Source organism: Aphanizomenon sp. CS-733/32 (assembly GCF_028330045.1).
GTDB classification, from domain to species: Bacteria; Cyanobacteriota; Cyanobacteriia; order Cyanobacteriales; family Nostocaceae; genus Dolichospermum; species Dolichospermum gracile.
The window spans coordinates 23,131-35,690 of record NZ_JAQMSE010000133.1 but is presented as its reverse complement, the minus strand read 5'-3'; the positions used below and the strand labels follow the sequence as shown (position 1 = coordinate 35,690).

The 12,560-nt window shown below is 39.4% G+C and carries 18 protein-coding genes and 1 pseudogene; 3 read left to right on the top strand and 16 right to left on the bottom strand.

The features are described from left to right. Positions 1–193 precede the first annotated feature (193 nt). Both PN471_RS10535 and PN471_RS10530 read left to right on the top strand, forming a co-directional pair. Complete coding sequence (locus PN471_RS10535; RefSeq protein ID WP_039200978.1) at positions 194–517, top strand: DUF433 domain-containing protein; 324 nt, start codon at positions 194–196, stop codon at positions 515–517. Then, positions 501–758, top strand: a complete 258-nt coding sequence (locus tag PN471_RS10530) for a hypothetical protein (RefSeq protein WP_271776807.1) — start codon at positions 501–503, stop codon at positions 756–758. The genes PN471_RS10535 and PN471_RS10530 overlap by 17 nt, the downstream gene beginning before the upstream one ends. Before the next feature lie 96 nt (positions 759–854). On the opposite strand, the gene PN471_RS10525 is transcribed toward PN471_RS10530, so the two are convergent. Further along, complete coding sequence (locus PN471_RS10525; RefSeq protein WP_271776806.1) at positions 855–1,031, bottom strand: hypothetical protein; 177 nt, start codon at positions 1,029–1,031, stop codon at positions 855–857. Between the two features lie 24 nt (positions 1,032–1,055). Next, a complete protein-coding gene (locus PN471_RS10520; RefSeq protein ID WP_271776805.1) occupies positions 1,056–1,316 on the bottom strand; it encodes a hypothetical protein in 261 nt (86 codons plus the stop codon). A gap of 393 nt (positions 1,317–1,709) precedes the next feature. Between PN471_RS10520 and PN471_RS10515 the strand changes: the two genes are divergently transcribed. Next, the gene (locus tag PN471_RS10515; RefSeq protein ID WP_271776804.1) at positions 1,710–2,090 is read left to right on the top strand and encodes a calcium-binding protein; all 381 of its coding nucleotides are present in this window, start codon (positions 1,710–1,712) and stop codon (positions 2,088–2,090) included. Positions 2,091–2,196: 106 nt separating this feature from the next. On the opposite strand, the gene PN471_RS10510 is transcribed toward PN471_RS10515, so the two are convergent. From PN471_RS10510 to nifK, 14 genes and pseudogenes are all read right to left on the bottom strand, one after another. Beyond that, on the bottom strand, positions 2,197–2,448 hold the full coding sequence (locus PN471_RS10510) for a FeoA family protein (RefSeq protein WP_271776803.1): 252 nt from the start codon (positions 2,446–2,448) through the stop codon (positions 2,197–2,199). A 193-nt stretch (positions 2,449–2,641) separates the two neighbouring features. Beyond that, positions 2,642–2,977 (bottom strand): annotated as a pseudogene (locus tag PN471_RS10505) (DUF5615 family PIN-like protein); the annotation flags it as partial. Positions 2,978–2,995: 18 nt separating this feature from the next. Beyond that, positions 2,996–3,244: a DUF433 domain-containing protein gene (locus tag PN471_RS10500; protein WP_271776802.1), complete on the bottom strand. Its 249-nt coding sequence runs from the start codon at positions 3,242–3,244 to the stop codon at positions 2,996–2,998. Between the two features lie 99 nt (positions 3,245–3,343). Next, a complete protein-coding gene (locus PN471_RS10495; RefSeq protein WP_334311910.1) occupies positions 3,344–3,658 on the bottom strand; it encodes a FeoA family protein in 315 nt (104 codons plus the stop codon). A 48-nt stretch (positions 3,659–3,706) separates the two neighbouring features. Beyond that, complete coding sequence (locus PN471_RS10490) at positions 3,707–4,006, bottom strand: 2Fe-2S iron-sulfur cluster-binding protein (protein WP_168644125.1); 300 nt, start codon at positions 4,004–4,006, stop codon at positions 3,707–3,709. Between the two features lie 133 nt (positions 4,007–4,139). After that, on the bottom strand, positions 4,140–4,508 hold the full coding sequence (locus PN471_RS10485; protein ID WP_096665208.1) for a HesB/IscA family protein: 369 nt from the start codon (positions 4,506–4,508) through the stop codon (positions 4,140–4,142). A gap of 63 nt (positions 4,509–4,571) precedes the next feature. Next, complete coding sequence (locus tag PN471_RS10480; protein ID WP_193895944.1) at positions 4,572–5,354, bottom strand: HesA/MoeB/ThiF family protein; 783 nt, start codon at positions 5,352–5,354, stop codon at positions 4,572–4,574. A 10-nt stretch (positions 5,355–5,364) separates the two neighbouring features. After that, complete coding sequence (gene nifW / locus PN471_RS10475; RefSeq protein ID WP_271776801.1) at positions 5,365–5,682, bottom strand: nitrogenase-stabilizing/protective protein NifW; 318 nt, start codon at positions 5,680–5,682, stop codon at positions 5,365–5,367. Then, a complete protein-coding gene (locus tag PN471_RS10470) occupies positions 5,679–5,879 on the bottom strand; it encodes a CCE_0567 family metalloprotein (protein ID WP_271776800.1) in 201 nt (66 codons plus the stop codon). The genes nifW and PN471_RS10470 overlap by 4 nt, the downstream gene beginning before the upstream one ends. 83 nt (positions 5,880–5,962) lie before the next feature. Continuing rightward, positions 5,963–6,439 (bottom strand): NifX-associated nitrogen fixation protein, encoded by a 477-nt coding sequence (locus PN471_RS10465; protein ID WP_271776799.1) that lies wholly within the window; start codon positions 6,437–6,439, stop codon positions 5,963–5,965. Then, positions 6,436–6,855, bottom strand: a complete 420-nt coding sequence (nifX, locus tag PN471_RS10460; protein WP_193895938.1) for a nitrogen fixation protein NifX — start codon at positions 6,853–6,855, stop codon at positions 6,436–6,438. Before nifX ends, PN471_RS10465 begins: the two co-directional genes overlap by 4 nt. A gap of 247 nt (positions 6,856–7,102) precedes the next feature. Continuing rightward, positions 7,103–8,434 carry a nitrogenase iron-molybdenum cofactor biosynthesis protein NifN gene (gene nifN / locus PN471_RS10455; protein ID WP_271776798.1) on the bottom strand — a complete coding sequence of 444 codons (1,332 nt, stop codon included), beginning with the start codon at positions 8,432–8,434 and terminating at the stop codon, positions 7,103–7,105. Positions 8,435–8,586: 152 nt separating this feature from the next. Then, positions 8,587–9,954, bottom strand: coding sequence for a nitrogenase iron-molybdenum cofactor biosynthesis protein NifE (gene nifE, locus PN471_RS10450; protein WP_271776797.1), 1,368 nt, complete (start codon positions 9,952–9,954; stop codon positions 8,587–8,589). Between the two features lie 923 nt (positions 9,955–10,877). Continuing rightward, positions 10,878–12,413 carry a nitrogenase molybdenum-iron protein subunit beta gene (gene nifK / locus PN471_RS10445; RefSeq protein WP_271776796.1) on the bottom strand — a complete coding sequence of 512 codons (1,536 nt, stop codon included), beginning with the start codon at positions 12,411–12,413 and terminating at the stop codon, positions 10,878–10,880. Positions 12,414–12,560 lie beyond the last annotated feature (147 nt).

Sequence of the window (12,560 nt, the reverse complement as noted above, 5' to 3'; positions counted from 1 at the left end):
TTGCAAGGGCGACTAGAAGTCGCAGCTACACAGACGAAACCCACCTTCGTGGGTTCAAAAGCCTTGATTTCTCGTTAGTCCACGCAGGTGGACTTTGTTTGTGTAGTAGCGATTTCTAATCGCCGGAAACTTTTCAAACATCCTCTTATAAAATAGTGATATAATTAGAGTGGATAATTCTATTGATAATACTATGTCCATCAACGTCATCAAAGAACATATTGAAATCACTCCTGGTATTTGTGGAGGAAAACCTCGCATTGCTGGACATCGGATTCGAGTTCAGGATATTGTGATTTGGCATGAACAAATGGGAATGTCTCCTGATGAAATTCTCTACCATTATCCTAGTATTACCTTATCTGATGTCTATGCCGCTTTAGCATACTATCATGATCATCGAGAAGAAATTAGGCAACAAATATCAGAATCAGAGGCTTTAATCCAAGAAATTCAAGCACAAACTCCTTCGATTCTGCAACAAAAACTGAAAAAACGCAATGATAGAGAGAATTAAATTTCATTTAGATGAAAGTGTTAGTAATGCGATCGCGTTAGGTTTACGTCGTCGAGAAATCAATGTTACTACAACTTCAGAAGCCGGATTAATTGGTGTATCAGACAGAGAACAAATTGCTTCCACCCCAGAACGCAGTAGAGATTCAACTATTTGTGTTGGTGCATTTATACAGCGTAACCATATAACTACCTGTATTTTCATCTACCAAAAATCGCATCTAGGCATGAAAACTCTATGAAGTGTGAAAAGATACAATTGAGGCAAATTGGGAATGCTAAAGTTTCTTTACAAGAGACCAAAATCTACGGAAAATTGAACACAAGATAAATCACAATTATGCCCCTAACAACCAATCTAGCAGGCAGAAAAACTCTCTTGCACGGGGAAAGTGGGGTAGAAACAACCAAGAGAGCGATCGCCTTTCTTTCATCAAAGCCATTTCACCAAAGCGCGATCGCTTTTTTGATTTGTGGAAGGCGATCGCACTTCCCACATCCCCAAGAGCGATCATTCCTAATCTTGACTCAAAGGTATTTTACCGGAAAGTGCGATCGCTTCTTCTTCCTAAAAATGCTTGGTGGCGGCGGGTGATTATTTCTTCATTGAAGTTAGCAAATACTTCATCTGACATATCATTCCAACATCCAGCAAACTGCATATTTTTATTAAATGAAGGTTGAGATACTTCTATACCTAAGCGAAAATAATGAATAAAATTATATAATTCTTCTAATTTATCTGGTGGAACAAGATTTATTTCCGTAATAACTTTTGTGCGTAGGTTGAAAGAATCCATAACAAGTTAATATAGATTGATTGAGTGACAAATCAATTATATCTCACATTCCATTTATTTACAGGATGGCAACGGTCAAATGAACACTTTGTTGCGATCGCCCTACTTATCCCCAAGAGCGATCGCCTGTTTAGAGGATGTTTGAAAAGTATCAGAATTGATGGAGATCCCCTCAACCCCCCTTACAAAAGGGGGCTAAATTCCTCAAAGTCCCCCTTTTTAAGGGGGATTTAGGGGGATCTGTGGGTGTCAAATCCCACACGAAAAAGTTTTCAAACAACCTCTTAGGAGCTTTTCGTACTTGGTTGCAAAAAATAAAAGATTAGAGGTTGACATCCATCGTTAATCATTGCATTATAATATACTAAATATTTTATTAGATATCCCAATTTTATGCCAAGTACTGAATCTGATGATATACGGGAACATCGCATTAAAACAGAAATTCTTGTTGATGCGGACGACAAAGAAGAAAGGGCAATGGGTTGGTATTATTACTTAGATGATACTCTCAATTTTCCTTTTTTAGCCAGGTGGAAAAAAAAGAGTAGGAAGTCTTCAGTCGTGGAAGAAAAAGAAGTGGAAGTCCTGGGAATGGCTCCTGATGATGAATGTCTGAAAGATATGTTTGTGGAGGTGGGTTATCCAGGTGGTAAGGACGAGGATATTTTTACAGCCAAGTTGTCAGAAATTGAAGCTATAGATGCAGATGAAGACACCAAAGAAGCATTAGCGGATTGGCAATATTGGCTAGGGAGAGGGTATAAATTTTAATTAAGGTTTAAATCAAGGCTGAAAACAAACAGAGCAGATTTTGTTTCTTTGTTTATTGCCAAACTACAATGAAGACATATAGGAATCCGGGTTGATTCCTATATAGTCAGGAATCAATTACCCGCACATAAATAGCCCGTGCTATTTCCCGATCTATAGTCATAGATAAGCTACCCAATTTAATTACAAAAGTCGGAAATTGCTGTTCTACAGTAATTTTACTTCCTGTTTTAATGCCCATTAATATCAGCTTTTTTCTAATTGTCTCATCTTGACTTTGACAAACAGTAACTATGCCACAATCTCCTGATTTTAGCAATTCTAAAGAACAACCCATAATAGTAAAAGGAATAAACATTGTATTATCAAAATAAGAAGCGAAAATTGAAATGATGAAAGATGATAAACATCCTCCATCATTGTTAAAAATGAAAGGGTTTAGCATTGCTAAACCCCTACAGATATGTGTTATGATTTTCAGCCAGTAGGGTGCGTTGTCCCAAAGTGCAACGCACGATAATTTTAAACATCCGAAATATCCGACTCAGCAATTACTTTATCCTGGCAAATCTAATCTGCGTTTCACTGACTACCACAAAACTATCTGCTAACTGTTCCTGATGCTGCTCTAATACCTGTTGTAAAATATAGATTTTATTTGCAGAACGTTCATTTTCCAAACGCAGAAGAATCACACCCCGATGAGGGTACTGATCCCGATAAACTTTCTCGCCAAAATCTTTGTCGCTAGTTATTAAAATCCAATTTTCATCAAAAGCCTTTTGAATAATTGTGTCATCGTCTATTCCCCGTCCTTGTTCATAAACTGAGAAAACTTCATGACCTTTTTCAAGTAACCAGCGAGCGACAGCCACACCTGTATTTTCATCTACTAAAAATCACATCTAGGCAATCTCCGCAATCAAAGGCATGAAACTGGTACTTTCTAGAGAGCGAGATGCAAATAATAAACAAGCGCGAATATCTGCTTCTACTAAACCTTCATATTCTTCCAGAATTTCTGCGACTGTTGCACCATGTGCAAGGAGATTAAGAATATACTCGACGGTTAAGCGTGTACCCTTAATTGTCGGTTTTCCAGCCATTACTTTGGGATTTGTAGTAATACGATTCAGTATTTCTTGTTCTATCATATATTCTCAAGTGGTAAAGAGTATAGTAGTTAGATTTATTATAATAGCAAAATTGCTTACTGAAGTTAAGAAACTCAAAATATCTAACTAATTATCCTTTCACCCATCAATTACCCGCACATAAATAGCCCGTGCTATTTCCCGATCTATAGTCATAGATAAACCACCACATTTAATCACAAAAGTTGGAAATTGTTGTTCTATAGTAATCGTATTCCCTGTTTTAATGCCCATTAATATCAGCTTTTTTCTAATTGTCTCATCTTGACTTTGACAAACAGTAACTATGCCACAATCTCCTGATTTCAGCAATTCTAAAGAACAACCCATAAAAGTAAAAGGAGTAAACATTTTATCATCAAAATAAAAAGGACAAAATTGAAATGATGGAAGACGATAAACATCCTCCATCATTGTAAAATTGAAAGAGTTAAGTAATGCTAAACCCTAACAGATATTGTATTAGGCAAGGTAAGGTTCTTGGTGGGTTTTGATTGTGCAGTTAGAACGAGGATAGCTAACACACAATAGAGCGAATCCTTTGCCCATTTGCTCATCATCTAGGAAGACTTGATCGTCTTGATTGATTTCACCTTCAACAATCTTACCTACACAGCTAGAACAAGAACCAGAGTGACAGGAGAAAGGTAATTCAACCCCAGCTTCTTCTGCTGCGTCTACAATGTTTGTTTCTTCATCACACTCAATTGTGGTGTCTATATTTTCTTTTTTGTTGATCAATCTTACTTGATAGGTTGCCATTTTCCAATTCTCCTCAAACGTGAATGAAGTGAGTTTTTGAGTTACAGCAACGGACAAGGAAGGTAGGACATTAACTAATGATAAATAAAAGACTTTTAGCACTGTCACCTATTCCCTGTCACCTGCTATATAACTATTGTCCGCAAGGTACACCAGTGGGAGTACCATCATTGGTTTTAAAAGACTTGCCACAACCGCAGGTATCAGTTGCATTGGGATTGGAAAACTTGAAACCGCTATCCATGACTCCCTCAACAAAATCAACTACCACACCTGCTAATAAAGGCGCACTTTTAGCATCAACGTAAATCAACACATTTCCTTGTTGAGATACGACATCATCAGGTTGAGGCTTACTGGTAATTTCGATGCCATACTCGTAGCCACTGCAACCACCGTCTTTAACCGAGATGCGGACACCCTTTTTAGCGTCTTCGGTTGCAGAACCTTTTAAAAATGCCCGCAGACGAAATTCAGCCTTTTCTGTTAAAGTAACAGTCATTTTGTTTCCTATTCTGTAGCGAATATTCTGATTTGGGATGTGGACTTTGCAAAAAGTGGTACTTTACACCGTTGCAGTTTGAGATTGAGAATATCTCCAAGGGGCAGTATTACCGCAGACTGGACAATTGCGATCGCGGTGAGAACGACGTTTAGCAAATTCCATTCGGTTCAAGTCAATCGTCAGCAACTCTGACAACAGCGGTTGACTAAAACCAGTAATGAGTTTCACCGCTTCCAGTGCCGTCAAACAAGCCAAAGTTCCAGAAACCGCCCCCAGCACAGAAAACCCGCGCCGATCCCAATCCGGCTTTTCTGGAAACAGACAGGATAAACAAGGCGTAACACCAGGAATAATCGTGGTGAGGTAAGCCTCCATTCCATCCATAGCCGCCTCTACCATGGGCTTACGCCAGCGCACACAGGCTTCATTTAACAAATTGCGTTCCGTGAAATTATGAGCGCAATCCAAAGCCATATCCGCCGACTGCACCAACTCATCCACGTTTTCAGCGGTAATGTAATCGTGAACCACGTCCACTTGGACATGGGGATTGATGGCTTTGAGTGTTTCTTGGGCTTTAAATACTCTGGGTTTACCCACCCAGTCATCAGTCATCAAAACCTGACGATTCATATCATCCAGCCGCAAATCACCACCCCGGACTAGGATTAGCCGCCCAACGCCCGCTACTGCTAGGTAAAGCGCCGCCGTACCACCTAATCCACCCACACCTGACACCAAAACAGTCGCTGACTTCAGGCGCTTTTGAGCTAATTCGCCAAAATTAGGAAGCATCATTTGGCGACTATAGCGTTCCAATTCGGTAGGCGTTAGGTTGATCACTTTTTAACTCCTAATCTGAGGTGATTTCTGTCAGGGTAACTACATTTTTCCGCTTATCATTAAACACCTTGAACAGCTTTTGTTCGTGGGGTGTAGATTCTATAAACACCTGATAAGCTTGCTGTAAAGCTGTGCAATATTTCTCTAATCTTTCTTCGTCACCTATCTGGGGATAAGTATCATCAATTTGACTCATGAACTGAGAAAACTTTTTCAAAATATGTAAACGATTGACATTTACAAATTTTTGGTCGTAGGGCAGTTTGAAAAATATAAAAAACTCTTCTGCATCTACGAGCTTTTTGAATTCATCAATATTGGTAATCATTTAGAATTCTCCATTTTTTTGAGTTGTTGCTTGAGTCCATCTAACTGATAATAGATTTCATAGGTTTCCGCAGCAACATCCATCAGTTTGTGGTAGTCTGTGGGCAATCCTTCCGCTAAATCATGCAGATCCATTTTCATTTGACCTGCTTTACTATTTAGCTTTTTAATCTTGTTGGTGATTTCCTCAATTGTCATATTTTTTGTCCTTTGTCAGTTGTCCTTTGTCAGTTGTTCGTTGTTCAAATACCAATGACAACTGACTACTGACCACTGACTAATTAAAGATTGCCAACTTCGGGGAAACGTTTGGCTAAATCAATGCCTTTTTCGATAAACTTTGTGCCTTCTTCGTCTAATTTCTCGAAGGAATCAAAACCAAAACGATGGGCATCACGTAAGGTTTTGACAGTTAATAATAAGCGACCAGAAAATATTAAAGCCCAACCGAAACCTTCATGTCCCAATTCAACAACTACATTGGAAATAAGTCCGGTTTCCTTTTCAATACTGGATGCGATCGCCCGAAAGAAGGCATTAATGCGAGAAATTGTTGCAGGATCAATTTCACCTTCTACGGAAATTTCCCGTTTCTTTTTTTTAGTAACAATATAAGGTTTCAGGATTAATTCATCAGTCCAATTTCTGTAAAAACCATAGCTATCTTGCGCCCGGATTTGTTGAACTAATGATTTATGAAAAGGGGTTAAAACCACCTCTGAATTGTTACCAGTTCCATTCACATCATTTGTACTCATACTGTTGTCTCGTTTTCAAGTTCTTCAGCAAAACTAGGTTTTTTCTGGATTAAGGCTTTCCGTAACCAGGGTGGAGGATTACCTTTGAGGGTTTTAACTAATTTGTTGAGAATATCTTCAATTTTTTCCTCTTCAGATTTAGCCTTAACTGGGGTTACATTCTTCTTAATTAAACGAGCGGCTGCACTACCACCAATAGCGACAACATAAACAATTGTGCAATCATTTAGTGCTTGTAGTTTGGGGGTAATTTTATCTTCATTACCATCTTCTTTGAGATCACCTTCAAATTTGAGGGTTTCGATGAATTCATATCCATTATCGGAAATTTCATAAACATCAATTTCCTTAGCCCAACCAAAGTGAGCATTAACATGAATTCGGTCAGTTGTCGTAAAGGCAATTTTCACTTTCATACTCCTAAGAAGGTGACAGGTTACAGGTGACAGATAAGAGTTAAGAAGGTGACAGGTTACAGGTAACAAGTGACAGGGAAGAGTTAAGAAGATGACAGGAGAAAAGGAGGGAAGAGCGAAGGAAGAAGTAAAACACCAAAAGTCAATTTTTATCTACTTCTTGACTGTCACCCTTTGGGTTCACCAGTCGCTCATGGGGGAAACCCCCAAGACCGCGCTGGTTCACCTGTCACCTGTTCCCTGTCACCTATTCCCTATTAATTACTGATGACCATTGGTGCATGATTGTTGATTCTTCGTGTTCTATGAATAGGTTTCCTATCCCAAAAAGAAGCTCGATAGTACCGCGATAGCCTACTTTGGTAAATAGACCATTTCCTAATCGGTCATAGATGGGAATACCTAAACGATAGAGAGGAATTGAGAGGCGTTTAGAGATGGTATTGACGTTGGAATTACCAATCAATAAATCAGAACCTAATGCCAACTTTTCAAAATCCTCTAAATCACCAATAGTGACATTATTGATAGGAAGTTCTTCCAATAAAGGGGAACGAGTTGTGGTGACAGCGTTATGAATTTTTGCTCCCATTGATTGTAAAAATCCCACCATTGTCCACAACAAATCGGGTTCTAAAGCTAAAGATACTCCTTTAGAACTAAAATAAAAGTGAGTATCTAACATTGCGTCTTGCAATTGCCGACGTTGACGACGATATTTTTCAGGAACGGGATTTCCACTTAATAAAGATAATTTTTGCAGAAATTGATCTACAGGTTCTAATCCTGTTAAATCTCTAAATACTTGATAACTTGTTCCAAAGCGTTCCTCTAAAATTTGCGCCGCCCCTAACATACTTTCACCTAATGCTAAGGTAAACGCCGAACTACCTAAAGAACGCAATTGTTTGAGGGTTGTACCACTAGCAGTTATAGGAGTATAACCATCTTCCAAATGTCCATCTAAGGAAACACCCAAATCAGGAACAAAGATTGGTTCTAAACCAAAAGCTGTGACAATTTCTCGAATTTCTTGGACATCTCCAGGAGTGAGGGCAGAACCAGCTAAAATTGTGATTTGTTCGGGTTTAATTCCCCCAGCTTTAGGAATTTCTTTAACTATACTTTCTACCGCAACTGCAAAACCGTCTTGCAATGCACCTTTAAAATCAGGAGTAGGAGCAAAAATAATGGCTAAATGATTAAGTTCAGGATGACGTTCTCGAATATCTTTCAAGAACATTTCCATATCATCGCCTCTAGTTTCTGTTAACCCAGTGGTACACAAACCAATTATTTCAGGTTGTACTTTTTCCACTAAAGTGAGAATAGCTTGCTCAACATTTTCCTCACCACCCAAAATCGTAGTAACTTCCGTCATTGCAGTAGTAGCAAGGGGAATTGCTTCCCGAAAATGTCGAACCAAAACCACCTTTGCAAACGCCGTACAACCCTGAGAACCATGAAATAAAGGCATAGTTCCTTTCAAACCCAAAAAAGCCAAAGAAGCGCCTAAAGCCTGACTTTGTTTGAGGGGGTTTACAGTCACAGACTTTTCTGGAATAATTGCGATCGCCATAAATTAATCTTTCATAAATTATAAACTTCTGAACATCTAACAATCTTGTGGGATGGGCTTCTAGCCCGTCCAAGGGCAGGCAGGATGCCTACCCTACAAGAATTAACAAGATATTTCTTCCTTTGCGCCTGGAGCGCCTCTGCGTGAGACAATTACTCCCAAGGTGCTGGTTGACGAATTTGCTCCCACACAGGGCTATACAAAGCCTCAGTCAACTCCCGCGCCATTTCCACCATCCCCACATAACCCGCGTAGGGATGATGACGTTCTTGGTTAATATCTAAAAAGGGAATTCTGGCTTTGAGCGCAGTATATTGATTTCTGCCTCCAGCAATAAGCATATCTGCGTTAGTTTCTTCAATTAATTTTAGGAGTTCGGAGGCGTTCCCCTTCTCCAACATAATCCCATCATTACCCAACAAATTTTTGATTTTCGCTTTATCTTCTTCTGTACTTTTGCGGGTACTTGTGGCCACAACTTCAATTCCCAAATCCTTTGCAGCGGAAATAATTGACCAACTTTTCACACCACCAGTATAGAGAACAATCCGTTTTCCTTTTAATTTGGCTCGATAGGGAGCAAGGGCAATATCTAAAGCCGCAGTTTCTTCAGCAATGAGTTTTTCTGTGCGTTCCTGTAAATCAGGATCACCTAATTTAGCAGCCACAGTTCGCAAACAACGGTTAATATCTCTAATTCCATAAAATGACTCTTCAATGTAAGGAATACCGTAACGTTCCTCCATTTTTCGTGCCATATTTAAGAGCGCTCGTGAGCAGATCATCACATTTAATTTAGCCCGGTGAGCATAACGCACTTCTGCATACCGAGCATCACCAGTAATTTTCGATAAAACCCGAATCCCTAACTTTTCAAATAAACTTAAAACCCCCCACATTTCCCCAGCAATATTATACTCACCGATGATATTAATATCATAGGGTGTGGTATATTCCGGTTCAGCAGTACCGACTACATATTCTAGTAAAGCCTCACCACCAAAGCGATTCCCTAAATTTTTACTACCAATAAATCCGGGAGCAATCACAGGAATAACAGGAGTTCCAGTTTTTTCGGCCGCTACCTTACAAACTGCATCAATATCATCACCAATTAAGGCTGTAACGCAGGTAGCATAAACAAAAACCGCCGCAGGTTTATAATTTTCATTAACTTCTAAAATCGCCTTATAAAGCTTTTTCTCGCCACCGAAAATCACATCATTTTCACCCACATCGGTAGTAAAACCTGTTTTATAAAGCATGGGTCCAGAAGACAGACTACCACGACTTCCCCAGGAATTGCCAGCGCAAGCGATCGGACCATGTACTAAATGAGCAGCATCAGTAATGGGAACTAAAGCAATCATCGCCCCATCAAAGGCACAACCACCTTGAGCCGCACCAGGTTGAGCTTGTTGGGTACAGGATTTATTTTTCTTTTCTCCCTGTTTCTTTTGATTATGTTCGCATCCTGATTCACTCAGAAGTTCGTTAATTTTACTTTGGGTGACTTTCATTTTTATTCTTGTGCTAGATGGAGTTTACAGCCATGACAAATCTTGCTTAAAGTTAATCATCAAAATGATGATTTTGAGAAAAATATTGCAAATTAATAAAAATTATTTGTGGAACTATTGACAGCATGATCTATTGCTGGGTTTGTGTCTCTACAGAAAAGATCAGAGAAACTTGCTGTAATAGAGAATAAGTGAGAAATATCTCACAAATAATTTAGGATTACCACAGGATATAATAAATATAATAATTCTAATTCCCCGAAAATAACCAAGTTTTTATACTTAGCTTGGATTGATTGATAGATTTTCCGCAAAATCTGATTAACTTAATATTTACACAGATAAACTTTTAAAAAAGATATGTATTTATCTGTATTTTCTAGGGGTGGGATTTTCATAACATTTGGTTTAGCAAGAAAAAATAGAAAAATTGTCAGAAATGGCTAAAGCCACGCTACGCTATCAGGATATCCAGGATTAAAGGATGAAAAGGGGGATTTTCTCAGCAATTACCAATCTCAACTAGATAACTAGCAACTTGAGTTAATACCAATTTTACAGCAGTTTTCATGTATTTAGACCACACTCTTGATTCCTCTCTGCGCCTCTGCGCCTCTGCGTGAGACAAAAAATGTGGTTCATTTACCCGAACATAGCTGTAATTGAGACTGTATAAAAACATGAAATGATTACTTCATCCGCGTTTATCTGCGGTTAATTATTCTAGAAATCTTATTCCAGACAGTTCATTTTAGTATAAAAAGCACGTGCATAGGAGCTTGTTTCAAGATTCATCCCTCAGATAAATAAAAGCTAGAAATTGGAGATAGGGGATAGGATTTTAGGTAAATTGCCTATGTCCCCATCCCCTTTGTTGATTTTCCTATGATCAGGATGGGTTTACCCCACCCTTGCAGACATTCTTAACGAATTAAGTCGTAGGAAATATCGGTCTTACCAGCAACATTGGTGGTACGGTCAATTTCTTCAAATACTGTGTTAACAATCCAGTTCAACAGGTTGATGATACCTTTGTAACCAACAGTTGCATAACGGTGGTAGTGGTGACGGTCCATGATAGGGTAACCAATTCTTACCAAAGGTACACCACAATCGCGCCACAGGTACTTACCGTAGGAGTTACCAATCAATAAGTCTACGGGTTCGGTGAACAACAAGGAACGTAAATGCCACAAGTCTTTACCACCCCAGATTTTAGCGGACTTACCGAAGGTGCTAGAATCTAACAAGTCTTGCAATTCTTTCTCAAATACTTCGTTGGTGTTGTGAACCAAGATGTGTACTGGTTCAGCACCCATTTCTAACATGAAACCAACTAAGCTGTAAACTAAGTCAGGATCACCATAGATAGCGAAACGCTTACCATGTAACCAAGCATGGGAGTCAGTCATTGCGTCAACTGCACGACCACGTTCGATTTCTAACTCTTCAGGAATAGCCTTACCAGTCATTTGGCTGAGTTTCATCAAGAACTCGTCAGTTCCCTTGATACCCCAGGGACGAGCAACACTAACGTCTTGATTCCATTCCTTAGCAATGTATTCGCGGGTCTTGGTGGTAGAGTAAGCTTGAAGAGCAATAGTAGCCTTAGCGTTGATAGAATCTGCTGCATCTTCTAGTTTAGTACCACCTGGATACATATTGTATTCACCATCACAAGGTGAATCAACATAATCACTGTTGTCAGATAACAAGGTGTAGTCAATACCCATTAAAGAAGCAATCCGCTTAATTTCGCGGTTGTTTTCTACGTAGGTATCAAAACCAGGGATAAAGTTAATTTTACCGTTGCTCTTGGCTGTCTTTTTACCTACAGTTAAGGTAGAAAGAATTCCCTTCATCATGTTGTCGTAACCAGTGATGTGAGAACCAACGAAGCTAGGTGTGTGAGCAAAAGGTACGGGGAAATCTTGAGGAACAGAACCAGCTTCTTTTGCATTACCGATAAATGACTGTAAGTCATCACCGATAACTTCTGCCATACAAGTGGTGCAAACAGCGATCATTTTTGGCTTGTACAGGGTGTAAGAGTTAGCCAAACCATCAATCATGTTTTGCAAACCACCGAACACAGCAGCGTCTTCTGTCATGGAAGAAGAAACACCAGCAAATGGTTCTTTGTAGTGACGGGTTAAGTGGGTACGGAAGTAAGCTACGCAACCTTGAGAACCTTGAACGAAGGGAAGAGTACCTTCAAAACCAACAGCCGCAAACATAGCGCCTAAAGGTTGACAACCCTTAGCTGGGTTAACGGTTAAAGCTTCACGAGCGAAGTTCTTTTCCCGATATTCCCAAGTCTTTGTCCAATCTGCTACTCGTTGTACTTCTTCTTTGGTGTGACCGTTTTCAAACTGTTTTTTGTTTTCAAACAGTTGTTGATATTCTGGCTGGTGGAATAACTCAACGTGGTCCTGAATCTTATTGGGATCTTGAGGCATTTTGCGTATCTCCAAGCTTGCTGTGTATGATGTTTGCGATCGGTGGAGAGTGGGGAATGTGCCTCAAAATTCAGAATGCAAAATCCAGAACTTTGAATTTTTAATTTTGAATCTTGACTTCCCAACTCTCCTGGGGTAAAACCCCAG